At 37.5% G+C, this 23,347-nt stretch carries 23 protein-coding genes and 1 pseudogene; 11 read left to right on the plus strand and 13 right to left on the minus strand.

The genetic code is table 11. From position 1 onward, the window contains the following. The first annotated feature begins 390 nt into the window (after positions 1 to 390). From DY109_RS00665 to DY109_RS00710, 10 genes are all read left to right on the plus strand, one after another. Positions 391 to 1,875 carry a hypothetical protein gene (locus tag DY109_RS00665; RefSeq protein ID WP_023946449.1) on the plus strand — a complete coding sequence of 495 codons (1,485 nt, stop codon included), beginning with the start codon at positions 391 to 393 and terminating at the stop codon, positions 1,873 to 1,875. Then, positions 1,868 to 3,361 carry a sensor histidine kinase gene (locus DY109_RS00670; protein ID WP_023946451.1) on the plus strand — a complete coding sequence of 498 codons (1,494 nt, stop codon included), beginning with the start codon at positions 1,868 to 1,870 and terminating at the stop codon, positions 3,359 to 3,361. The genes DY109_RS00665 and DY109_RS00670 overlap by 8 nt, the downstream gene beginning before the upstream one ends. Positions 3,362 to 3,370: 9 nt before the next feature. Then, a complete protein-coding gene (locus DY109_RS00675; RefSeq protein WP_023946453.1) occupies positions 3,371 to 4,057 on the plus strand; it encodes a response regulator in 687 nt (228 codons plus the stop codon). A gap of 71 nt (positions 4,058 to 4,128) precedes the next feature. Then, complete coding sequence (gene rho / locus DY109_RS00680) at positions 4,129 to 5,451, plus strand: transcription termination factor Rho (protein WP_023946455.1); 1,323 nt, start codon at positions 4,129 to 4,131, stop codon at positions 5,449 to 5,451. Between the two features lie 3 nt (positions 5,452 to 5,454). Further along, positions 5,455 to 6,207: a glutamate racemase gene (murI, locus tag DY109_RS00685; RefSeq protein WP_023946457.1), complete on the plus strand. Its 753-nt coding sequence runs from the start codon at positions 5,455 to 5,457 to the stop codon at positions 6,205 to 6,207. Positions 6,208 to 6,238: 31 nt separating this feature from the next. Next, positions 6,239 to 6,715, plus strand: coding sequence for a nickel-responsive transcriptional regulator NikR (gene nikR, locus DY109_RS00690; RefSeq protein ID WP_023946458.1), 477 nt, complete (start codon positions 6,239 to 6,241; stop codon positions 6,713 to 6,715). Beyond that, positions 6,715 to 7,266, plus strand: coding sequence for a nicotinate (nicotinamide) nucleotide adenylyltransferase (gene nadD / locus DY109_RS00695; RefSeq protein ID WP_023946460.1), 552 nt, complete (start codon positions 6,715 to 6,717; stop codon positions 7,264 to 7,266). The genes nikR and nadD overlap by 1 nt, the downstream gene beginning before the upstream one ends. Then, positions 7,263 to 7,607, plus strand: a complete 345-nt coding sequence (rsfS, locus tag DY109_RS00700) for a ribosome silencing factor (RefSeq protein WP_023946462.1) — start codon at positions 7,263 to 7,265, stop codon at positions 7,605 to 7,607. Before nadD ends, rsfS begins: the two co-directional genes overlap by 4 nt. Beyond that, the gene (locus DY109_RS00705) at positions 7,607 to 8,398 is read left to right on the plus strand and encodes a histidinol-phosphatase (RefSeq protein ID WP_023946464.1); all 792 of its coding nucleotides are present in this window, start codon (positions 7,607 to 7,609) and stop codon (positions 8,396 to 8,398) included. The genes rsfS and DY109_RS00705 overlap by 1 nt, the downstream gene beginning before the upstream one ends. Positions 8,399 to 8,445: 47 nt before the next feature. After that, positions 8,446 to 10,215, plus strand: a complete 1,770-nt coding sequence (locus tag DY109_RS00710; protein WP_023946466.1) for a hypothetical protein — start codon at positions 8,446 to 8,448, stop codon at positions 10,213 to 10,215. 74 nt (positions 10,216 to 10,289) lie between these two features. On the opposite strand, the gene DY109_RS00715 is transcribed toward DY109_RS00710, so the two are convergent. The 13 genes and pseudogenes from DY109_RS00715 to DY109_RS00775 form a co-directional block, all read right to left on the minus strand. Then, the gene (locus DY109_RS00715) at positions 10,290 to 10,817 is read right to left on the minus strand and encodes an adenylyl-sulfate kinase (RefSeq protein WP_023946468.1); all 528 of its coding nucleotides are present in this window, start codon (positions 10,815 to 10,817) and stop codon (positions 10,290 to 10,292) included. Continuing rightward, the gene (locus tag DY109_RS00720; protein ID WP_023946470.1) at positions 10,804 to 11,658 is read right to left on the minus strand and encodes a 3'(2'),5'-bisphosphate nucleotidase CysQ family protein; all 855 of its coding nucleotides are present in this window, start codon (positions 11,656 to 11,658) and stop codon (positions 10,804 to 10,806) included. The genes DY109_RS00715 and DY109_RS00720 overlap by 14 nt, the downstream gene beginning before the upstream one ends. A gap of 37 nt (positions 11,659 to 11,695) precedes the next feature. Further along, positions 11,696 to 12,445 (minus strand): phosphocholine cytidylyltransferase family protein, encoded by a 750-nt coding sequence (locus DY109_RS00725; RefSeq protein ID WP_023946472.1) that lies wholly within the window; start codon positions 12,443 to 12,445, stop codon positions 11,696 to 11,698. 9 nt (positions 12,446 to 12,454) lie between these two features. Continuing rightward, entirely contained in the window at positions 12,455 to 13,111 is a 657-nt protein-coding gene (locus tag DY109_RS00730; protein ID WP_023946474.1) for a gamma-glutamyl-CDP-amidate hydrolase, read from the minus strand. A gap of 33 nt (positions 13,112 to 13,144) precedes the next feature. Further along, a complete protein-coding gene (locus DY109_RS00735; RefSeq protein ID WP_409365445.1) occupies positions 13,145 to 15,589 on the minus strand; it encodes a PEP/pyruvate-binding domain-containing protein in 2,445 nt (814 codons plus the stop codon). Next, a complete protein-coding gene (locus DY109_RS00740; protein ID WP_023946478.1) occupies positions 15,583 to 16,077 on the minus strand; it encodes a DUF2972 domain-containing protein in 495 nt (164 codons plus the stop codon). The genes DY109_RS00735 and DY109_RS00740 overlap by 7 nt, the downstream gene beginning before the upstream one ends. Position 16,078: 1 nt before the next feature. Further along, a complete protein-coding gene (locus tag DY109_RS12265) occupies positions 16,079 to 16,936 on the minus strand; it encodes a DUF2972 domain-containing protein (protein ID WP_115737725.1) in 858 nt (285 codons plus the stop codon). 27 nt (positions 16,937 to 16,963) lie between these two features. Further along, positions 16,964 to 17,822 (minus strand): annotated as a pseudogene (locus tag DY109_RS00750) (class I SAM-dependent methyltransferase). Positions 17,823 to 17,872: 50 nt separating this feature from the next. After that, complete coding sequence (locus tag DY109_RS00755; protein ID WP_023946484.1) at positions 17,873 to 18,643, minus strand: class I SAM-dependent methyltransferase; 771 nt, start codon at positions 18,641 to 18,643, stop codon at positions 17,873 to 17,875. After that, on the minus strand, positions 18,644 to 19,027 hold the full coding sequence (locus DY109_RS00760; protein WP_034549144.1) for a hypothetical protein: 384 nt from the start codon (positions 19,025 to 19,027) through the stop codon (positions 18,644 to 18,646). Next, on the minus strand, positions 19,024 to 19,944 hold the full coding sequence (locus DY109_RS00765) for a hypothetical protein (protein WP_023946486.1): 921 nt from the start codon (positions 19,942 to 19,944) through the stop codon (positions 19,024 to 19,026). Before DY109_RS00765 ends, DY109_RS00760 begins: the two co-directional genes overlap by 4 nt. Before the next feature lie 295 nt (positions 19,945 to 20,239). Beyond that, positions 20,240 to 21,223: an MvdC/MvdD family ATP grasp protein gene (locus DY109_RS00770; protein ID WP_023946487.1), complete on the minus strand. Its 984-nt coding sequence runs from the start codon at positions 21,221 to 21,223 to the stop codon at positions 20,240 to 20,242. After that, a complete protein-coding gene (locus DY109_RS00775; protein WP_023946488.1) occupies positions 21,220 to 21,435 on the minus strand; it encodes a hypothetical protein in 216 nt (71 codons plus the stop codon). The genes DY109_RS00770 and DY109_RS00775 overlap by 4 nt, the downstream gene beginning before the upstream one ends. Before the next feature lie 345 nt (positions 21,436 to 21,780). On the opposite strand from DY109_RS00775, the gene exaC reads away from it, so the two are divergent. Then, positions 21,781 to 23,286, plus strand: a complete 1,506-nt coding sequence (gene exaC / locus DY109_RS00780) for an acetaldehyde dehydrogenase ExaC (RefSeq protein WP_023946489.1) — start codon at positions 21,781 to 21,783, stop codon at positions 23,284 to 23,286. Positions 23,287 to 23,347 lie beyond the last annotated feature (61 nt).

Here is a 23,347-nt window from a genome sequence, read left to right on the forward strand (position 1 = left end):
TGATTTTAGAATCCATACAAATACAAGAGAGTATAAAGAAATTCTAGACTTTTTTAATTTTTAGATTCTAGGATTCTATGAAAACACAATAGCACATAAAGAAATCCTAGATTTTAAGATGAGTTTGCAAGGGTTTGCAAGGGTTTGATAAATTGTGAAGTTTTGAGCAAGGAGATAAGGCTAGTCGCCTATCGACAAAACAAAAACAAATCTCGCAAAATCGCTTAAAAGCTAGGATTTAGATTCTATGGAAATTAGATTCTAGATTTTCAAGATAGTTTTCACACTATCCAAAGCTTCGTGCAAATTCAAGCAAAGATTCTTAAAGCTTACAAACTTTCTATATAATCCTGCCATAATTTCAAACAAAAAACCACGCACGGAATCATAATGAATAACCAAGCTCTATATTTGCAAATCATCAATCTTATAACAAAAGAATTTTTACAGCAAAAAACTTTTGATACATTTTATCAAGCAACGCAACAAAGCATAAAAAACATCTACGCGCAAAATAACGATGAGATTTCTATGCAATCCATACGCAAAGCCATTACTGAATTTTACGCTCAACACGGAATCAAAGCAGTTGTGTTTTTTCAAGCACACGATATGCAAATAAAGCCTCAAATCACAAATCAAGAAAACAATATCTATATCGATTTTATTACAAGACAATTAGACAAGGACAAATTTGCAGAAATGATGAAAAATGAGCCCTCATCTCAAATTTCACGATATTTCAATCAACTTTTTGCCTCGCTCAAAGATTCTCCCACACTCAAAGACAGCACCACGATAAAAGACATCGTGCGCAATGCAGTCAAAAAAACCTTAGGACTCAATCAAAGAGATAGTGTTTTTTTTAATGATCTTGAGCCATATATCAAAAATTTTGATTTTGATCTTGTCAAAAACAACACCCAAATCCGCGAACTTCGCAAATCCTCATACATCGGGACATTTCTTAACCCACAAGTCAAGCAAGACATCGACAGCTACATTAGCCAACCAAAGCTTGATACACTCATCTCGCAGACAATCCAAAACATCATAGATGAAAAAATCTACACAAACCAAATCGCGCCTCTTGATTTTTACTCTGGCTTTTCTCTTGCTTTGATACAAGATATAAGCACCCAAATAAGCTCGCTCACACAATCTAGATTCCCAATCAATACAATCAATCGCTACGCCATAGAAATGTATCTTTACTACAAAACAACAATCTACAAAAAATTAGCACAAGCTATCCTTGAGGGTATCCAGCAAAACAAAGCAAGCGCAGAATCTTACATCACCTTTTTTGATGGCAAAGACAAAAAAATCAATGGCGTTCTCACGCATATTCCTATCATCACAGATATAACCTCAAAAACATGGAATCTCTCAAATATCAAACAAACACTCACCAGTGAATACAGCATAAATACAAATCTTGCGCAACTTAAAAACTCCATTGAAAGTGGCAGAGACAAACTCCTTGAGCTTGAAACACAAATCACTTCAAACAAAGCTCTAGTCTCCCAAAAAGAGCTTGAAATCCAAACGCTCAATCAAGAATACGAAACAAAAAAGCAACACCAAGCACAAAAAAATCAAGATGTAGAATCTAGAAACGCCACTTCAAAGCTCATCAATGAGATTTTGCAACAAAAAATCACTATCCTTGATGCGATAGCCACGCTCAATAATGCGATCACAAACGCAAATGAGGAAAAAAAGCAAATCATTCTCAAAGAACAACAAGCAAACGAGCAAATCAAAAATATCATCAACAACAATCAATCCAGTATCCAAACTCTCCAAAACCTCACTGACGCGCTAGGCTATTGCCTAGAATCTGTGGTTACAGAGCTTGATAATAATGCTTAAAAAAGCCTTTTCTCCCCAAACCAAAATCTTATTTGCGCTAATTGCAAGTGGCTTTTTTGTGATTTGTCTTATCACTTTGCTTGCACTCAATGGGCTCAAATACAAATACGACACAAACCTTTCATCGCGCGCTTATAAGATTAATTTTCTTCAAGATGTCAAAAATTTCTATACCAAAATTGTCTTTTTGCAAAAATTTGAAAATTTCTCAGACGAATACCAAAAAATGCTAACTTCTTGGCAGCATTATAAGGATTTTGAAGAGCAAGACAACGCGCTTAACACACTTGAAGGAATCTATCAGAGGCTCTTTCTTCAAGATTCTATCAAAGAAAAAGAATCGCTAGATTCTCTGATTATACAATGGATAGCAACGATTGACAAAAACATACTCCAAACCCCATCACTCATCACGCAAACAAAACAAGCACACAACCAAAATCTATTATTGCATAGTTTTGAGATGAATAGCCAGATTGATACTATCCTTCAGCTCCAAACGCGCATATCATTTATACAAGATATGATGACAGATTCTATTTATTCGACGACCTTATGGTTTTTGTGCGCGTTTATGGCGTTGGTTGTGTTTGGAACTTTGTATTTTGTCGCGCTTATTTTGCGCTTTATCCGCAATGTCAATCTCAATCTCCAGCAAATCATACAAGACCAAACCCAAACCCTCAAACAAACAAATAAAAATCTCCAACGCACAATCGATCATGAAATCGAACAATCCCGCAAAAAAGATCAAATCATGTATCAGCAAGCGCGCCTTGCTTCAATGGGTGAAATGATCCAAAACATCGCTCATCAATGGCGACAGCCGCTTAATTCACTCATTATCCTTATCCAAAGCTTTAAAATCAAATACGATAGCAACAACCTCTCAAAAGAATTTGTCGCCACACAAACCGCAGATGCGTTGAGAATCGCCAAAAATATGTCCGATACAATTGAAAATTTTAGAAATTTTTTCCACCCAAATATCAATAAAGCAAAATTTTCGCTCTCAAAAAGCATTGAAGATTCCATAGGGCTTATTTATCCAACACTCCAACAAAACAATATCCAAATTTATTTTGATAAAAAAAATGATATAGAATTTTTTGGATACGAAAACGCCTTTAGTCAGATCGTTTTAAACCTCATCAAAAATTCTCAAGATGTGTTTGTAGAATCTCAAATCAAAGAAGGACTCATAGAGCTTGTGCTTGAGAGTATAGACTCGCAAGTTACGCTCTATATTATGGATAATGGTGGCGGAATTAAAATCAATGATGTTAATAAAATTTTTGAACCCTATTTCACAACCAAACACAAATCAGTAGGCACAGGCATAGGGCTTTATATGGTCAAACAAATCATAGAAAAGCAAATGAATGGAAGCATAGAGGTCAAAAATCAACAATGGCATTCAAAGACTTTGGATAAAAATTTTTATGGAGCGATTTTTGTGATAAAATTTTCACTCAATTCTGAATAAAGGCGCAAAGTGCAACCACCCACACAACTTACACAACTCAAAAAAATGAGTATTTTATATGTAGAAGATAATGAAGATGTCCAGCGCATTACAGCTATGGTGTTAGAAGATTATATTGATAGAATCTTTTTGGCTCAAAACGGAATCCAAGCATTAGAGATATTTAATACACACAAAATCGACATCGTGCTAACAGATATTTTGATGCCAAAAATGAATGGCATAGAGCTTTGCTCCAAAATCAGAAATGGCAAAAATAATCCACACTGCCCAATCATCATCATAACAGCGCACACAGAAGTAAATTATCTGCTTGAAGCCATTAGTTTGCGCGTTGATGGCTATATCTTAAAGCCAATCAACATAGAAGAGATGCTCTCCACAATCCACAAAGCACTCCTACCCCAAATCCAATCCCAAGAACTAGAATCTAAAAACCTACTCATCAACGCAATCTCGACTTTTGTCGGTGGCAAAAAAATCGAAATTATTGAGTTTTTGATCCAAAACTGCGATGAGGATAATATTTTTTATGGCTCGTATGAAGACATCATCACCAAGCTTAATGTAAGCAAGCCAACCATTGTAAAAATATTTCATCAACTCATCAAAGTCGGACTCCTCATAAAAATCAAAAATAAAGTCTATAAACTCCACCCAAATGTCAGCAACAAAAATCAAGATTTGCTCTCTTGATTTTTGAGAAAATGTGATAAAATTGCGACTCTACTTTAACTCTCTTAGTTTTATTTTTTAAGGATTTTATAATGGCATCAGATCAATCCAATCACTCCAATAATAAAAATCGCACACCCCAGCACATTCCTGTCGAAGGTTGGACGATAGAAGAGCTCAATACAAAACCCCTCAACAAACTTATCCAAATCGCCTCAGAACTCAATATCGAAAATCCACAAGAATTCAAACGTCAAGATTTGATGTTTGAGATTCTCAAAGCCCAAGTCTCACAAGGTGGCTATATACTTTTTACCGGAATCTTAGAAATCACAAATGAAGGATATGGATTTTTACGCGCCCTTGATGATACATTCACAGATAGCAAAAACAACACCTATGTAAGCCAAAGCCAAATCTATCGCTTTGCACTCCGCAATGGCGATATTGTAACTGGGCAAGTGCGCCTTCCGCGCGAACAAGAGAGGTATTATGCATTGCTTAAAATCGAAGCGGTGAATTATATGTCGCTTGAAGAAATGCGTAATCGTCCATTATTTGACAATCTCACGCCACTTTTCCCGAGAGAACAACTCAAGCTCGAATACAACCCGACAAAAGTTACAGGCAGAATGCTTGATTTATTTAGCCCCATTGGCAAAGGGCAAAGAGCGTTGATTGTCGCACCTCCAAGGACAGGAAAAACAGAGCTTATGAAAGAGCTCGCACATGGCATTAGCCAAAACCACCCAGAAGTAGAGCTTATGGTGCTTTTGGTTGATGAACGTCCTGAAGAAGTTACAGATATGCAAAGAAGCGTGAAAGGAAGTGTATTTAGCTCGACTTTTGATCTTCCTTCCACAAACCACATACGCGTGGCTGAACTCGTGCTAGAGCGAGCAAAAAGAGAGGTTGAAAATGGTAAAGATGTCGTAATATTGCTTGATTCTATCACGCGTTTGGCACGAGCGTATAATGCTGTAACGCCACCAAGTGGCAAGGTGCTTAGTGGCGGGGTTGATGCAAATGCACTCCATAAGCCAAAAAGATTTTTTGGTGCAGCGCGCAATATCGAGCAAGGCGGAAGTCTTACGATTATCGCGACTGCATTGATTGAAACAGGCTCAAGAATGGATGAAGTGATTTTTGAGGAATTCAAAGGCACAGGCAATAGTGAAATTGTGCTTGCGCGAAACATCGCTGATCGCAGAATCTACCCAGCATTTGATATTCTCAAATCCGGCACAAGAAAAGATGAGCTCCTGCTTGGCAAAGACAAACTCACAAAAGTATGGATGCTTCGAAGTGTAATGCAACAAATGGACGATATTGAAGCACTGACTTTTATTTATTCAAAAATGCAGCAAACAAAAGACAATGAAGAATTTTTAAACAAGATGAACGAACAAGACTAAAAAATGAAACTTGGAATTTTTGATAGCGGTGTGGGCGGCTTAAGTGTCGCAAAACACATACTAGAATCTAAAATCTTTGAAGAAATCATTTATTTTGGCGATACCGCTCGAGTGCCTTATGGCGTCAAAGACAAAGAGACGATTATCAAATTCTCCCTTGAAGCACTTGAATTTTTTATAAGCCACAAAGTCGATATGCTTATTGTCGCATGCAACACTGTGAGTGCGTATGCACTAGAATCTATGCGATCACGCGCTTGCTTTCCGATTATAGGGGTGATTGAGCCCGGCGTTATAGCTCTCAAAAACTCCCTTCCAAATACACAGCATCATATCTTAGTCCTCGCTACAAAAGCCACAATCAACTCCAATCAATACCAACACCAACTCGCATTAAATGGCTATACCAATGTCAAAGCCCTAGCGACAGGATTATTTGTGCCAATCGTAGAGGAAGGCGCATATCCAAGCGAGATTCTTAATGCGAGTATGCATTATTATTTTCACACCCTTGCAACAAAGCCAAATGCTATTATTTTGGGTTGCACGCATTTTCCGCTGATTGCAGATTGTATTGCTGATTATTTTGAAAACAAAAGCATTTTGATTCACTCTGGAGAAGCAATCGTTGAGTATTTAGATTCTGCCTATCATCTCAAACCCAATCAAGTCAAACACACACAGATAGAATTTTTTGCTTCGAGTGATGTAGAGCATCTCAAATCCTGCGCGCACAAATGGTGCAACATACCATAAGTAACTTAAGCAACTAAGGAGTCCTGCCACCATGAAAATAAAAAAGTCAATAACAAACCCAAATCACACACACAAAACACACACACATACAAGCAAAAATGAAGGCGTGATACGATTTTCAATCTCTCTTGAGCCTGATTTGCTTCAGAATCTTGATGAGCGCATTATCGCGCAGGGGTATTCATCTCGATCTGAGCTTGTGCGAGATATGATCCGAGAAAAAATAGTCCAAGAAGAATGGCAAGATGAAACAAACATCAATACTGCTGTGCTTGTGATGATCTATAATCACCACCAACGCGATCTCAATCAGCGCATTATTGACATTCAGCATTGTGCCAAAATAGAGATTTTATGCTCAACCCATGTGCATATTGATGCGCATAATTGCTTAGAGACAATTATATTGCGTGGTAAAGGCGGAGAAATCAAAAACTTTGCGTATGAAATCGGGGGACTAAAGGGTGTGAAATTTAGCAAACTCACACGCACAAGTAGCTTTGCATAATGAATATAGCAATTTTTGGTGGAAGCTTTGATCCACCGCATTTGGGGCATTTGGAAATCATTGAGAGATTGCATGTAGATTTTGATAGATTGATTGTTATGCCTACATTTTTGAGCCCGACAAAAAGCCATTTTTCTGCGCCACCAAACAAACGTTTTGAATGGCTGTGCTACATTTGCAAAGGCTTTAAAAATGTCATCGTCAGCGATTTTGAAATCGCGCAAAATCGCGTTGTGTATGCGATTGAATGGGTGGAGCATTTTATGCAGCCAAAGGCTAATCTCACGCTTATCATCGGTGCTGATAACGCACAATCTCTGCCTACATGGCATCAATACCACAAGCTCATCAAACTTGTATCTTTTATCGTGATCGCTCGCGATGGCTACAAAAATACCACTTCCTATCCAACGCTTTACATAAAAAATGATACTATTTCATCACAATCTATGCGACAAGAATTATCGCAAGGAAAAACCCCGCAAGGTCTCATCACATCTATTCAGCAAGATGTTATAGGATTTTATACCAACAAAAAAGGAGCATTATGAATCAAACGATCGCAAAGCGCGCCAAATACATTTCTGCATTGCTTGATGAAAAAAAGGGCGAAAATATAGAAATCTTTGATGTTGAAAACAAAAATTATATCACTGATTGCGTGATTATCGTAACTGGCATGGCTGGCAAGCATTCTTTTGCGCTTTTAGATCATCTCAAAAACAATCTCAAACCACAAGGTGAGACATTTTATAGCACTGATGAAGAAAGCGAGGATTGGATTATTGCGGATTTGGGAGAGATTATGGTGCATATTTTTACCGAAAATACACGCAAACGTTTCAATTTGGAAGAATTTTTAAAAGAATTTTTCATCAAAAAGCAAGCCTAATGCGTATCGATCTTCACAATCACACACCACTTTGTAATCACGCAACTGGCACGCCAGAGCAATATCTCAAAGCTGCAAAAAATCTCGGTATTGATGTGTATGGATTTGCATGCCATGCGCCTATGGATTTTGATACGCAATACCGCATGAAAAAACAAGATGTGCCTATGTATCTTGAAGAGCTTTGTGCGTTGAAGCATAAATACCAAAATGACATAGAAGTTTTAAGCGGATTTGAGGTGGATTTCATCACTCAAAAAGAATTCCTTATGGAATCTTGCGTGCTTGAAGCAGATGTGGATTATCTGATAGGATCAGTGCATTTTTTAGGAAATTGGGGCTTTGATAATCCTGAATTTATCGGCGAATACGCCAAAAAAGATATGCATAAATGTTGGATTCTCTATCTACAATCCATTCAAAAAATGGCGCAAACAGGGCTATTTCAGATTGTCGGGCATCTTGATTTACTTAAAATCTTTGGCTACACAATGCCTAGCACACTAGAATCTGAACTAGAACACACGCTCATCGCGATAAAAGAAGCCAACATGGCGATTGAAATCAACACTTCTGGCTTACGCAAAGCTATAAATGAGCTTTATCCAAGCTCAAAGATTCTAGCACTTGCGTATAAAATGCAGATTCCAATCACATTTGGATCTGATGCGCATAGCATAGAACATGTAGGATTTGGCTACCAAACAGCCTTGCAAACAGCCTTTGACATCGGCTATAAATCTTGTGTGATCTATCGCAAAAAAGAGCCTATCACCATAGAGATTGCTTAAAATCTTTACAAAAAACAAAACACAACAATGAGAGGAGCGATAAAACCATGAAAACTATTTGCTCTAAATTCATAATATGCTCTATTGCACTATGTTTTATAGCTTGTGCGCCAAAACTTCCGACACAAAACCACAAAGTCGAGCAGATCCAAACCCCACATATCATACAATCTCAAAATATCGCTCCAAATATCGCCCAAAGCATTGATTCTCAACCACAATTAGATTCTCAAAAGCAAACGAGTATTGATTCTACCCAAGCCCTCGCAAATTTTGCTAATCCCCAAAGCTTTGTGATTGAATCAGGCTATATTTTTACCCAAGAAGAGAGCGAGGCGCAATTTAGAGCCACCTTGCAAAAATACTACACCCAAACAAGCAATCCACAAATAGCGCAATCTTTGCTTGCTATTGAAGAGATTATCCAAGCACAATCTAATCTCTGCGCAGAATCTAATATTCCGAGTCATTGTTTGAATGCGCTCTATAATGGCGGGCTTAATGCGCTAACATTTATGCAATATGAAGGCGCGTATGTGCAGAGTAAAATCTCGCCTATACTTCTTGCAAACACCGACAACACCACGCAAATAAGCTATGGCAATGGTTTAGTCTGGCTTGGATATTCATTGTCTGCAAACACTCAACCTGCGCGCGCTGCGGATTCTGCGACTTCCACAGCCATTATAGATTCCATGAATTTTATGGCTTCTTTTGATGGAATCTCATTTTTTCGCATTTCACAGCAGCTATTCCAATCGCTCATTTACCATAGAGGGCAGTTTTTGGGCGTTTTGGCAATGGGAGATTTTTACTCATCAAAAGACGGGCTTACATGGACAAAGCAAACCCCACTTGGATTCTCCTTTGCAAACCCTCAACACATCAGCATTAAAAATATCGCTTCTCATCTCCTCGCCTTAATCAATCACAAAGATTTATATATCTTTGATAATGGCACATGGCAAAAATCCCAAATCAAGCTTCAATCTTTGGATAATATCGTGTTTTATCGCAATCAATATTTGATTTTAGGCAGGCTTAGCGATCAAGACGAAGAGCAGTGGTATATTTCCTCATATCTCAAAGATTTCAAACCACTTGATCTCAAAAATCTCGCTCTTGATAGCGCGACAAAACTTTGGATATATGATGATATGCTCTATCTTCTCAAAGACAGACGGCTTGCTATCATCAACACCCTCCAAAATCCACAAAACCATATCTCTGCTATCAAGCTACCCGCAGTGCAAGGAGAATCTAGCTCTGAAAAAATCAGCAAAAGTGGAATTGACACAACCAACAAAGAGGCTAAGTTTTACTTAGTTGGCGCGGATAATGGATTATTTTTAGGCTATGCAAAAACCCCATCTAAGCCCTACATTCAGGCTTTATATATAAGTGATAATGGCAGAGATTGGCAAGCTTTGAGTGCAGAAATTACAAATCCTATTAATGGCACTACACTTCATCTATCTCACATCGATTCATTTGTATATGAGGGCGGTAGAATCTATCTCTACACATCAGAATCTCATCTCATAAGTTTTGGCGATGGCTTTTATCATTTGCGACTTTTTGGCTCATCGCCATTTGCAAAGCTCCATCAAGAGCCAAGCACAGATTCTGCGATTAGCACTAAGATTCCGCTTAATTCAAGCTATGAGATTAAGGTTTTACGCAAAGTTGGAAGATTTTATGAAGTGCTTTACCAAAATCTCGCCAATCAAAACAACCAAACCATAATCTCTGAAACAAGCCTCAATACACCCCAAAAAGGCTATATTCTTGACACACAAGGCTTGCCTTTGAGGTGAGGATACCCCGGTAATGATACCCCGCAAAATTTGATTTGTTATTTTAGATTCTATGTGCCATAATATCCGTAGATTTATTGCAACAACGGTGGCAATGACTCTAGAATCTGCTTTGCCTTTGCTTCAAGATTCTCTCTTTTGCTATTATCAATGCAAAGATGGGGCTTTGGCTCATCAAATGCTATATCAATGCCTACAATATCGCGTATCTCTCCATTGAGCCCACCAGAATACAATCCCTTTTGATCGCGTTTTATAAGTTCATCAAAAGGGCATTGTATATAAACTTCAAAGTAATGTGGTAAATGCGCGCGATTATAGGCATAAATAGACTCAAACATTGAAATTGTGCTAACTACACACACAATCCCTTGAAGTGAAAGAATATGCGCTAATTTGGCTCGCTTAAGAGCCATATCTATGCGTCCATTTTTATCATAACTTGTCGCACCAAAAAGCTCTCTTAATTCATCACCATCGATATAAACGACATTTGGAATCTTTGCTTTGAGGTATTGATATAGCACTCTGCCTATCGTGCTTTTGCCACTTCCTGCAAGTCCTGTAAGCCATATCACTAAGCCATTTTTAGATTCTACCATTACAAAACTCCTTATAAATCGCTCCTTTGAGTGCCTGCTGACTAAAAGCGATAAAATGATTATTTTTAATGTGTGGTTTATTGTAGCAAAGTGGTTTTTTGGTCTCTACATCAAGCACTATTCCTCCACTTTCTTGTATGATAATATCTCCTGCTGCGCTATCCCATTCTTTGCTTCCTATAAAGCGAGGATAAATATAAGCCTCCCCGCTTGCTACAAGACAAAATTTTAAACTCGCTCCCAATGCCTTTGGCACCAAAGAATAATGCTGCAAAAAATCTTGTGTATGCGATGAGTGATGAAAATTTGAAATTAGAGCTGTGTGCTTATCAGGGCTTATAAGATCTAATGGCAGTTTTTTGGCATTTGCCAAAAGAGATGTCATATCCAAAGAATCTATATTAAAAAAATCTTTTTTAAGGTTTGTGATTACATATGCGCCAAATCCTTGCGCACCAAAGTAAATCTGATGTAATGCTGGGGCATATATCACACCCAAAATCGGCAATGTTTGATTATTTTGCTTCTCCATAAGTGCGATATTTATGCAAAACTCATCATTATGTGCGAGAAGATCTTTTGTCCCATCAAGTGGATCGATAAGAAAATACCTCGCTAAATCCTTGCGTTTTAGATACTCTAGCTCATTTTCTTCAGAACAAATAGGAATATCTACAATACGCAAAAGCTCTTGACACAAATATGTATGGCTTGCAAGATCTGCTGAAGTCAGTGGAGAATTATCACTTTTGAGTATAAAATCCTTATCGCCATAAAATCGCAAAATCTCTTCTCCAGCATAAAAAGCAACCCTCAAAACTTGTGTGATAATATTTTGCATATCTTACTCCTTTTGCTCCGTATTAATCTCCAAAGTCTTATACTTCTAAGTCAGAGACAGAATCTATCTCTAACCATTTCCATATGTTTTTTATACAATGCGCCTCAAACCCGACATCAATTAAGCCTTGCAAAAAACTTGTCATATACATATTGTCAAAATCTTTTCCATCATAAAGTGTGTGCGTATCAAGATGATGATAAAAGTCAATCACCTTTGGCAAAAACTCCGCACTAAAGCTAAAAAGCCCCATATACTGCCCTTGTATCTCATCTATGCTTTTGGGTTTTTTGCCAAGCTCAATGATTATATCTCCTTGCAATTTTAAAGTCTCTGCATCGCTAAGCACATCAGCAAATCTCCTCTCCCATAATGCACGCCAATTCATATCAATTGCTATGCCAAAATCGCCTTTATATGACTTCATCGCTTCAACAAGCTCTTTTTGATAGATAATATCCGCATAAGAAATCAGCACCCCCTCTTGTTCGTTTATACATTTTGTCAAAAAATCCTCCGCACAAAAAAGTGTGGCGACCATATTTGTTTTGGCAAAATGTGGATTTTGAAATATATAGTTGATACCCTGTGCTTTTGCGTATTGCTCCAAAATTTCAAATTTATATCCTCCAACAATACCAATATCTGTAATGCCAGATTCTCTCAAAGCACATAGCTCATATTCTAAAATTGCTTTTTGCTTGTATTGCACAAGGCATTTTGGGGTATTTTTTGTAAGTGGCATAAGTCTTGACCCAAAGCCAGCAGCCAATATCAATGCTTTCATTTATCTCCTTTATTGTTTGTTTTCTTTAAATTTTTTCACGTATTCAAGATAAGAATCCAAAATCTCAGTATTTTCTAATCCCTTCTCTCGCTCGATGTGCCACATAATCCCAAAAAATGCCTTACTTTTATGTCTAAAGCCTTCTATGCTATATTGATGAGAATCTAAACTCCGATCGCTGTAATCACATCTCTTTGCTGCTACTAATTCTATAAGATCTGCTCCTAGATGTGTTATGCAATAATGATGAAATGAATTGACATAAAATGTTGAAGTCGCACTATAAACTAAATGCGCTTGTGTATGCCCGCCACAAGCCTTAAGTGTCGAATCAAAAAAATGAGCCAGAATCTGTGCGCCTCGACACACTCCAAGCAGAGGAATATTATGCTTTATGCAATGCTTAATGATAGTATATTCATAATTGTCGCGGATTTGTGAAAGTCTATCATCACAAAACACCCCCAAATCATTTCCTCCACTTAGAATCACCCCGCTTAACAATGGCGAGTAATGACTAAAATCTATCTCATAACTCAAAGGCAATGGCAAAAAATCTTTCAATTCACACGCAAAAAATCTCCCCCAATCCTGCGCCAAACACTCTCGTATTTCATTATATGCAGTATGTTGTATTAATCTTTGTGTAATCCCAATATAATTCATCACCTGCCTTTATTGTGATTTAAAAAGCAAAATTTACAAACATAAAATCTGCTCACTTGCGCATTCTAATCGTAGCTTATGAGCGAGTTTGTATTTTGCAAATGCTTCTTCTCCCACGCCAATCACTGCTGGCATTTGCAACTCTGCTGCTCGGATTGCCATATGAGAATTAGCTCCACCATAGCAAGTGATAAATCCTGCGATTGGTTGCGCAAATAAAAAATCAAATCCCGGATCGGCTGATTCTATAAGCACAATTTTATCTCTAAAATCTTGTGTTTTTATAGAATCTTGCGCGAGGGTTTCTAATGCTAAAACATCTGCTATGACACTTTTTTGCGTAATAAAATTTGGGGCTATATGCGGAAGATAAAAGCTCCATACATCAGAGCCTCTAAGGATAAGGCTAGGAAGCTTGAGAGAAAGCGTGAGGGCAAATTCTAATTTATGGGCTTGTATCTCGCTTAAAAATCTCTCTTTAGGGCTGTCTTTATACAAACTTGAATATAAACTTAAAATGCTTTTAATGTCTAAATGTGCCATATCTTGCACTTCTATATCAAGATTCTCGCCAAGCTCTTTGATGAGTTTGAGTGCATAAGAGAGCAGCTTTGAAAATTCAAATTTCACACTCTCTCTCCCTTCAATCACGCAAGTAAAAAACTGAAACAATTCTTTGCCACTAATTTTTAAACCATTCTCTCGCAAAAGCATATCGAGCTTTTGAAATCTCTCTTCACTTAAGCTAAAGGTAGCATGTATATCTTTTGGATTTGGTAGAGAATCTAGCATATCAAAATAGCTCTCAAAACTCTCATCATAACGAGGAGAGAGGATATTATAACTTCCTGCACGCAAATGTCCGTATTTCTCCAAAAATGCTTTTTTATTGCCATTTGTTTTTAATAACATTAAATCCATACTTAAGTCTTTAGATACGCTATGTAATGACGCTAAAAAGCTCTCTTTTTCCTCAAGACTCAAAAATCCTATCTCCACCAAAGAATGCAACATCTGCATAGCCACAAATGCTGCGCGCGCAATACCTGCAAATGGCAATGTCCCAAATCGCTTACAATCCTCAATGCACCAATAAATCTTATCATACACACCTGCACTTGAGCGCACAATGCCCTCATAACGCAAGCGCAATTCGTCCATTTTGCGTAAATCTTTAAGATACAAGCCATTTTGAGGATTAAGGATAGAGTTTGTAAGCTCTAAGAGGCTAAATTCTATGCGTTTAAGTTCATTTGCATTAAAGCCAAAATTAAGGAGTTTTTTTAGCTTAGAATCTAGGGCTAAATCATAGCAAGAAAGCACAATATCAAACTCGATTTTATCGTGAAGCTGTGGATTTTCTACAAGCTCAGAAGTGTAATAATCCACGAGTTTGCTTGCGATATGAGAATCTAGATTTTTGGGTATAAAAGAATTAAAAGAAAGTCTCACATCAATATAAGGAATGCCTAAAAATGAATGCATAAGTGGGTGAGATCGAAGATTTCTATAACCATAATTATCGCGCTGATACGCCCAAATATTATCTGTAACAATCTCTTTATACAAGCTCAAAGCCAGACGTTTTGGTTTGAGTCCAATAATCTCGGCTGGATTCCAATCAGGCATAACGCCAAATACACTTCTTTTCCCTAAAATATGCTCTTGTGGAGCGCAAAGAGAATCTATACGTTTATAAAGGCGCGATAATGCCCGCGTGGTCAATAAATTATTTTGTAATGTATGAGCAATCACCAAAACACGCACTTGCAGACAATACAGCACATCTGCACTCAAAGCAAATTCTACATCTAAAGCCTTGCAATCAAAAAGATCTTCTAATTCCCTCATCATATCCATTACACGTTCTAAATATGGATAATCTGGACTATGATGAGTGGCTATATCTAAATTTTTAGAATCCACTTTGGACGCATTTGCCTCTAGATCCTTGTAGCCTCTAAACTCACAAAATGAAATAATCTCCCCGTCACTTCCGCTTGTAATCGCGCTATTGCTCCCACTCCGATCATAGCTGATACAAAAATAAGGTGCGCCACTTTCTTTATCGACACTAAATGCGACGCCACACATACTGATAGATTCTAGCATTGGCTGTATTAGCACCTCATCATTTGGATTTGGCATACTTAAAGCAACTTGATTTATAGCTTCTAGCACCGCTTTTTTGTCATTAGAATCCACATTTGCGATACTCTCATACGCCCCTGCATTTGAAGACTTTGTGCTATCTTCGGCTTGAGAACTTGATCTGATGATGAGTTTTTGGCATTGAAATGTGGCAAATGTGGTGGTGATAGAATCTAAAAGAGCATTTTTAGATTCTGGATTTTGCAAGGTATTGAGAGTTGTAGTCAAAAGAGGCAAAACTCTTGTATGTTTGAGTTTGTTTTGGGTTTGCAAGCTATAAAGTTGCGCGAGGTTGCCTGCTTTGGTAGAAAAATGTAGCATTAAGATTCTCTCACAAATTGCATAGGCTGTGCGGATTTTGTAGATTGGATTGATTGGGTTAATTGGCTCAAACTAGCCACATCAAAAGGCTTATCCTGCGATATATACGCACACATCATCTCAAAGCCTTGATAATACCCCCAAGACTGCACGATTTCTGGCGCATTAGCTTTGATATGAGCCAATTCCCTATCAAGCAAACTTTTAAGCTTAAAAGCTAGCTGTGGATTGGCTTTTAAATAAGTAAGAATCTCAGACTCATCAATTACTTTTTTTGTTTGTGTTTGTTTATATAGAACTTCAAAAAAGCCATTCAAATAAGTTTTTACAGAATCAAAGACTTGCTTTGCATTTATACTCTGCATAAACTCTTTATAGTTTTTCTTATTAGCATAGATTCTAATATTGCTAAACTCATCTGGCACGACAAAATACTTTGTCATATCAGTAGAATGCTGTGTATTATCTTGTTTTTGCAATGTTGTTATAAGCATTTTAAGCACTCGCTTTTGAGGTGCTGATATTCCTTGGGGGGGGGGCAGCTTGAGCAGAATCTAGAGAGTCGTATTCCACACACAGATAAAATGGCAAAATCGCACTCAATGAGCCATATAATTTACCTTCAAAAATTTCTCTATCCACAGGAGGATTAAACCCAAAACGCACACTTAAGTCTTGAAAACTCTCAAATGCTCTCTCTTTTGAAATCGCGCTCATATCCATATAATACACTGATTTAATCCGCCCTGAAAGTGCGTGAAGCAGTGAGTTTTGGATAAAAATTACATTATGGTGAAGGGTTATAAGATTGCTTAATCCCACCAAAGTAGGCTCTGTGCATATAGCCTTAAAATCCTGCGTAAAATCCGAATAAAAAACTTTCAAAATCTCATCATAAGGCGTATCAAGACGACATTCTTTTATCGTAGAAGAAGACGTAGACGGGTATTGTAGATTTACAAAACATTTCAGCACGCTTATAGGATCTCGCACAAGACAAAGCGCATCTGCAGGCTTAGTGATAGAGGCAAAAAATCGCTTCTCATCTTTAAACCCAAGCTCTGATATGGCAATCACACAGAATCTATTTCGCAATAGCCCACCTACAAGCATACGCCAAATATCACAATATCGCTTCTCTCCATTTTGATCATAATGCCAATTTAATGTAACCTTACATTCGCTCAAAAATCGCATCATTGCATTGTGTCCCACTCCATGACTCAAAAGGCATAAAAAGCGATAATTTGTAGGTAATTTTAAATGACAAATCCAAGCGAATTTGCTTATAGCATAAAGTATTACTCGCACTCCAAATTTAAGAAGTTGTATTGTGTTTGACTTTATGCTCACTGCATTCCTTTTGGATTCTATGATTTATTATTTAGCGCGCGCACTCCACGCTCTTGTCGTATATTTGATACCAAATTCACTTGGCAAACTATGACGCAAGGAGTAGGCGATTTTTTCAAATAACTCTTCACCTTCTTGTGTTTCTAAATCCCAATAAGGATTTTTCACGCTTCGCCATGCAAGAATATAGCTCTCAATGCTTTGATGAAAGGTAAAATCCTCTTCTATGTAAATGATGTGTTCAAATAAATCTTTGTGTTGCTCTATTTTTTCTCTTTGAGATTCTCTGCGCACTCCACGCGTATAATGAGGAATGATAGAGAGTATAACTTCTTCTGCGATTTCTTGTATCGGATCGTTTAAATCCCTGTGATTCCACATACAGCTAAATAGTCCGCCTTTTTTGAGAATCCGATGCGTCTCTATCAAAGCCTTGTCTCTATCTAAGACATTAAAACTAGATCCAAAAGTTACCCAATCATAAGCATGAGATTCTAGCCCTGTATCCAGCCCACCAGCGCACTTCCATTGTATATGGTGCATATAGCGAGAATCTTTGGTGCGCTCTTGTCCTATTTCTCTCATTGCATCATTTGGCTCCACTGCCACCACTTCGCAGCCTCGCTCAAGAAGCATAATGCTTAGATTCCCCGTTCCTGCGCCAATGTCAGCCACACTCAATCCTTTACACTTCTCATGTTTAGATTCTGCTTTTAAGGACAAATTTGCCCCCCCCCCCCGACAACATAGCGTTTGTGGCATTTTTTGCCGCTAGCAATAGCATATCAATACTATTTGGTGCATAATTTGGGCGATATTCATAAAATTTCGCATGACTTGTGTAATCCCAATGTTTTTCAACTAATTTTTTTGATGTTTCTTTCATGTTTCACTCCTTTTTATGTGTTTATTCTGGTGTAAGTATTTGCGTTTGCATTAATGTGTGCTTTGCACGCTCCAAGCGCGAATTTTGTATGGAATCTCAATCAAATGAAGATGAGCAATTTTGCCCTCTATCATTTGCAAAATCTCTTGCCAACGACTCTTACCTGCTTGAGCTTGTATATCATTAACAGAATGCCACGCCCCCATATAACGAGATTTATCCATAATCTCTATATAATCACATTCCATAAAAAAGCATTCTTTAAAATCCCCTGTGCTTGTGAGAATCTCCTCCCATTTTTTGACATTTTGGCTTCCGCTTGAGACACGACTTAGCTCTGGCACTATGGCTTTTATCTCATGTTCAATCTCCCCAAAAATAGAATCTTCCTTGATGTTGCGTGGATTCCAAAGTGCTGTAAAATAGCCTCCTGACTTTAAGATTCTGGCAAATTCTGGAAGAGATTTAGAAGGATCAGTCCAATGGAATGAACTCGCCATAACCACCCAATCATAAGTATTAGATTCTAGCCCTGTGGCTTCGCCACTCCCTTCACGCCAAACAATATCACATGATTTGGTATAAGCCATGCCTTCAGAGCGCATATTTGCATTTGGCTCGACACAAGTAAGCTGCAAGCCAAAGTTTGCAAGCATTTTGCTTAGTTTGCCAGTCCCTGCGCCAATCTCTGCTACTTTAAAAGATTGGATAGGTAAATGATGTGGTTTTACACACGCGATGAGCTTTTCTAATAACATCGCACTATATGCAGGACGATTATGATAATGCTTTGCTACCTCTGTAAAATCTCCTTGTTTCATTCACTCTCCTTTGTCTAAATTAAAATACGAAAGAAACTTCTTTGTATGGATAAATTCATCAAGAATATTTGGAAAATCACATCTTAAGATGTCTAATTCTCTATGGATTTTGTATGCAAGATCTTTGGCATAGGATTGATTATTTAAAAGCGTGGCAATAATACGCTCTTCAGTAAATTCATAATCTTTATGTTTCTTAAGCATTTCAAAAACATAGTGTATATATTTTTGGATCTTTTGATTAAGCTCATCTTGCTGTATAGAAGATATATTAATAGATTTTACACTAGCTAAAATCAATGGATATTGCTCATAATTTTGGACAACATAATGCTTGATAGGATAATACTCTTTAATATGGGGTCTTTTGGCGAGTGTTATCATATCGACTTCTTGGATAGATTGCCCATTGAGACGAGAAGGTGTAGAGAGGACGAAAATCTCATTATTATATTCAAAAACATAAGGAAAACATCGAGGAAAAAGCGAGCCCTTGATAGCGGATTCTTGAATGGAATCCAAATAAGTTGGGGTATTATCTGAGATATGAAGTTGGGTAGAAATATATGAGCTTGGAAGTTTGTTGTTTGAGCTTTTAAGGGTAAATTTGCCCCCCCCCCGACAACATCGCTAGATTGGGAATCTAAATTATAGCCAAATTTAGAAGCAAAAGATTGCATTGTATGAAGCATACCACTATCATCAATATCGCGCATTCTTAAATAATGCACTTCACTTGCAATATGACTTACCAACGCCCGCTCTGAAGTAAAGTGAAACATCAAATGCTCGATATGATCAATTGTGAGAAAAAGATAGTTGCTTGCGTCTTCTTGCGAGTTGATTTTAGAAATAGCGTGAAACATAGATACATTAATATTGCTTTTTATGATAGAGATTGGATCGCGGATTATCTGATAAAGCGGAACTTTGTATTTTAAACTCTTAAAAATACTCGGAGCATAGGCATTAAGCGGGGCTTTATCAAATACTAAGCCATCGCTACTCTGTTTGCTAAAACCATTAAATTTCCGCCAAAAAATAAAAGGACGCACAGCCTCATAAGTCAGCACTTGACATGGCTTAGCATGGATAGATTCTAGGTAATGCAAAAAAGCAGTCAAGCCTACTCCATGCCCACCAAGAATGATATATTTATAACTTTGTGGATGTGGAATAAAATTTGTCAAAGTAAAAATCACCTTGGCAAATGGCATTCTATCCCACAACAATCCCCATCGCCTGCCACGAATCATTTTAAGCATATTTTTAACTTTACGCATAAATACAAATAGCTGCAATCTCGCTCCTTAAGGCTTGCTTTATGATTCCTAACAAATCAAGGCAACCTAAAATTTTAGGAATACAATAAAATGTTAAAATTTAGGATTATGCCTTAACAGTACTAAAACCTACCTTAAAAGTTTCAGCCCATCGTATATGGTTTTATGCGCCAAATTCCGTAAATTCATAGCAAAAGTTTTATAAAAACAAATTGACATCTTTGCACTAAATTTATGCTTTTAATCTTAAAAATATAATAAACAAGAGCAAAGCCAAATTTTAATCAAAAACTTGATTTTACTTCAATACAACCTAGCCTAAATGCTGTTTTGCCCACCTAGCTATGCCCCCGCTTATATCAAGCCCTGCTAAATCCTCTATCCAAAGCCACTGCCCACAGCAATTTATCTCTAAAAACACCCATTCATCATCAGGCGTTACGATAAAATCCAAAGCCCCATACTCTAAATTCATCTCTTTTAAAAGCTCATTTACTTTTGAAGTGATTTCACTTGGTGCTTGTATGCGCTTATGAGGGGTTTTAGCCAAATCATATCTACGCCAATCCTCGCAAGCTATCTTTGATTTTTGCGATTCTATCTTGCAGATGAAATGCTCTTTGCCGATGGTGGTATAACGCACTTCATAAGCTTTTGCAATATATTCTTGCAAGACTATGGGATTTTCCCCGCTTAGTTTAAAATGCTCAAGTTCTCTTGTGTGTATGCGATTAGCATAAATGCCTTGCATAAAGCCATTTTTGTCTTTTTCGTATAATTCTTGGTTGAAAAGCTTTAGGATAATATCATCATTGCAGGATTTTGCAAATTCTATAAGCTCGTGTTTTTCATTGCTAACTATGGTTTTTGGCATTTTTAAGCCAAGTTTTTGAGCAAGTGCCATTTGATAGTATTTATTATCACTTTTTATGGCATCTGAGATAGGATTAAGCCAAGGTAAAGGCTTTAAGCTTACAAAAAGTCCCAAAAGTGTGGCGTTAAATTCATTACGCCAAATTTTAAAGTTTATACTTTGAAGCTCTTCTTTTTCCTCTAAGCTTAATTCAACAAAGAATTTCCTCAGCCACACACAAGAAATTTCATCGCTTTGCACGCTTGTATCTTGGGTTTTTATATGCCATTTATTATTTTTGAAAGTGATAAGGATATTTTGTAAAGATTCTAAATCTAAATTGAGCCTAAAATAAGGAATTTTAAGCTCGTTTAATTTAAGAATTACTCTATCAGTGTGAGCGTCAGCTTTTTCGCTTAAAGATGAGTAGCATTGATATCTCAAATAGCCAATAAACCCTCATTAGGTCTATCGCTATCACTTCTATTGTCTGTTTCTGCAGCATAGGTGCTTGAATTAGTTCCAGTCGGTGCGCCACTTGCATAAATTTCATAAATATCGTTATTTGCAGGTTGCCACTCCCATTTGCCTTGTGTTTTTGAATATCCTTCCATAGATTCTAAAAATCTACTTGAGAAAACTTTTATTTTTTTCATTTTAAACTCCTTTTGATAAAATAAAATAAAATAAAATTATAGTTTTTTTTTAATTTAAGATTAAAAAATAATTTACAAAAATTTAAACTCTTAGCTTAAACTTTTTAACTGCCCCTTTAATCAACCTTAAATCATTTTGGCTCAATTTGCTCAATATATCTTGATATTTTTTACTTAGATTTTGCGTAAGTTTGCTTGTAACTTTGTGTTATTTTGGCTAAATCTTCGCTCTATCTTTGCCCTAAAAGGAAAGTATATTTACTTTGTTTGGCTTACAATATATTCATAATATAAGAATGTATCTCATGATTATATTATACAAAATAAAACTGCAAGGAGACAAAAATGAGTCAATACAAAGAAAGCAAAAAAGTATTCAAATCGCGCTATGAGAACTTTATCGGAGGCAAATGGGTGGCTCCAAAAGATGGCAAATACACAGAAAACAAAAGCCCTATTAATGGCGAAACACTCTGCGAAGTGCCTTCTTCAAGCCCTCAAGATGTCGAATTAGCCCTTGATGCTGCGACAAAAGCAAAAGATTCTTGGGGAGCAACTAGCGTGGGTGAGCGATCGAGAATCCTCCTTAAGATCGCCGATAGAATCGAGGAGAATCTAGAAAAAATAGCACATGCAGAAACTTGGGATAATGGCAAACCTATCCGCGAAACGCTCAATGCTGATATTCCTCTTGCAATCGATCATTTTCGCTACTTTGCTGGCTGTATCAGAGCACAAGAAGGGGCGATTAGCGATATAGATAATGATACTGTTGCTTACCATTTTCACGAGCCACTAGGCGTTGTGGGGCAGATTATTCCTTGGAATTTTCCACTCCTTATGGCTGCATGGAAAATCGCGCCCGCACTTGCCGCAGGCAATACAATCGTAATGAAGCCAGCCTCACCAACTCCTGCAAGCATTTTGGTGCTACTTGAGTGTATCGCTGATCTCTTGCCTGAAGGCACACTAAATATCGTAAATGGTAGCGGTGGCAAAATCGGCAAGCACCTTGCTACAAGCCCAAAAATCTCTAAAGTTGCCTTTACTGGATCAACGAGTGTCGGACGACAAATTATGCAATTTGCAACAGAAAACATTATCCCCTCTACATTAGAGCTTGGTGGCAAATCCCCTAATATTTTCTTTCCTGATATTTTTGATTATGAAGATGCGTATCTTGACAAGGCGATTGAGGGCTTGGTGCTATTTGCATTCAATCAAGGTGAAGTCTGCACCTGCCCTAGCCGAGCACTCGTGCATGAAAGTATTTATGATAAATTTATAGAGAAAGTCCTAGAGCGCGTCAAAGCAATCAAACAAGGCAATCCACTTGATCCTAGCACAATGATCGGCGCGCAAGTCGATGAGAATCAAGTCAATACGATTTTAAACTACATCAAAATAGGCAAAGAAGAAGGTGCAGAGTGCCTCATCGGTGGCGAGCGCAATACGCAAGGCGATCTTGCAAAAGGGTGCTTTATCAAGCCTACGATTTTCAAAGGGCATAACAAAATGAGAATCTTCCAAGAAGAAATCTTTGGTCCTGTGCTAGCCCTCACGACTTTCAAAGATGACAAAGAAGCTTTAGAAATCGCAAATGACACGATCTATGGGCTAGGAAGCGGAATCTGGACTCGCGATATAAATCGAGCGTATCGCTTTGGGCGCGGAATCAAGGCAGGAAGAGTATGGACAAATTGCTATCACGCTTATCCAGCACATGCGGCATTTGGTGGCTACAAACAAAGTGGAATCGGTCGTGAAACGCACAAAATGATGCTTGAGCATTACCAACAAACCAAAAATATCTTAGTCAGTTACAGCATTAATAAGCTCGGATTTTTCTAAGATCGCGCCCTGCCGCCCGAAAAAAAGAAAAATAAAGTAAAGAAAAGCAAGATAAGGTATC

It is taken from the genome of Helicobacter fennelliae, assembly GCF_900451005.1.
Taxonomy (GTDB): domain Bacteria; phylum Campylobacterota; class Campylobacteria; order Campylobacterales; family Helicobacteraceae; genus Helicobacter_B; species Helicobacter_B fennelliae.

Excerpts from the sequence above, each read along its gene's own strand:
- nikR (WP_023946458.1), top strand. The coding sequence starts at position 6,239 with ATGAAAATAAAAAAGTCAATAACAAACCCAAATCACACACACAAAACA.
- murI (WP_023946457.1), top strand. The coding sequence starts at position 5,455 with ATGAAACTTGGAATTTTTGATAGCGGTGTGGGCGGCTTAAGTGTCGCA.
- DY109_RS00715 (WP_023946468.1), bottom strand. The coding sequence starts at position 10,817 with ATGGTAGAATCTAAAAATGGCTTAGTGATATGGCTTACAGGACTTGCA.
- DY109_RS00710 (WP_023946466.1), top strand. The coding sequence starts at position 8,446 with ATGAAAACTATTTGCTCTAAATTCATAATATGCTCTATTGCACTATGT.
- exaC (WP_023946489.1), top strand. The coding sequence starts at position 21,781 with ATGAGTCAATACAAAGAAAGCAAAAAAGTATTCAAATCGCGCTATGAG.
- DY109_RS00775 (WP_023946488.1), bottom strand. The coding sequence starts at position 21,435 with ATGAAAAAAATAAAAGTTTTCTCAAGTAGATTTTTAGAATCTATGGAA.
- DY109_RS00720 (WP_023946470.1), bottom strand. The coding sequence starts at position 11,658 with ATGCAAAATATTATCACACAAGTTTTGAGGGTTGCTTTTTATGCTGGA.
- DY109_RS00665 (WP_023946449.1), top strand. The coding sequence starts at position 391 with ATGAATAACCAAGCTCTATATTTGCAAATCATCAATCTTATAACAAAA.
- rho (WP_023946455.1), top strand. The coding sequence starts at position 4,129 with ATGGCATCAGATCAATCCAATCACTCCAATAATAAAAATCGCACACCC.
- rsfS (WP_023946462.1), top strand. The coding sequence starts at position 7,263 with ATGAATCAAACGATCGCAAAGCGCGCCAAATACATTTCTGCATTGCTT.
- DY109_RS00755 (WP_023946484.1), bottom strand. The coding sequence starts at position 18,643 with ATGAAACAAGGAGATTTTACAGAGGTAGCAAAGCATTATCATAATCGT.
- DY109_RS00730 (WP_023946474.1), bottom strand. The coding sequence starts at position 13,111 with ATGAATTATATTGGGATTACACAAAGATTAATACAACATACTGCATAT.
- DY109_RS00670 (WP_023946451.1), top strand. The coding sequence starts at position 1,868 with ATGCTTAAAAAAGCCTTTTCTCCCCAAACCAAAATCTTATTTGCGCTA.
- DY109_RS00740 (WP_023946478.1), bottom strand. The coding sequence starts at position 16,077 with ATGCTTATAACAACATTGCAAAAACAAGATAATACACAGCATTCTACT.
- nadD (WP_023946460.1), top strand. The coding sequence starts at position 6,715 with ATGAATATAGCAATTTTTGGTGGAAGCTTTGATCCACCGCATTTGGGG.
- DY109_RS00760 (WP_034549144.1), bottom strand. The coding sequence starts at position 19,027 with ATGATAACACTCGCCAAAAGACCCCATATTAAAGAGTATTATCCTATC.
- DY109_RS00725 (WP_023946472.1), bottom strand. The coding sequence starts at position 12,445 with ATGAAAGCATTGATATTGGCTGCTGGCTTTGGGTCAAGACTTATGCCA.
- DY109_RS00705 (WP_023946464.1), top strand. The coding sequence starts at position 7,607 with ATGCGTATCGATCTTCACAATCACACACCACTTTGTAATCACGCAACT.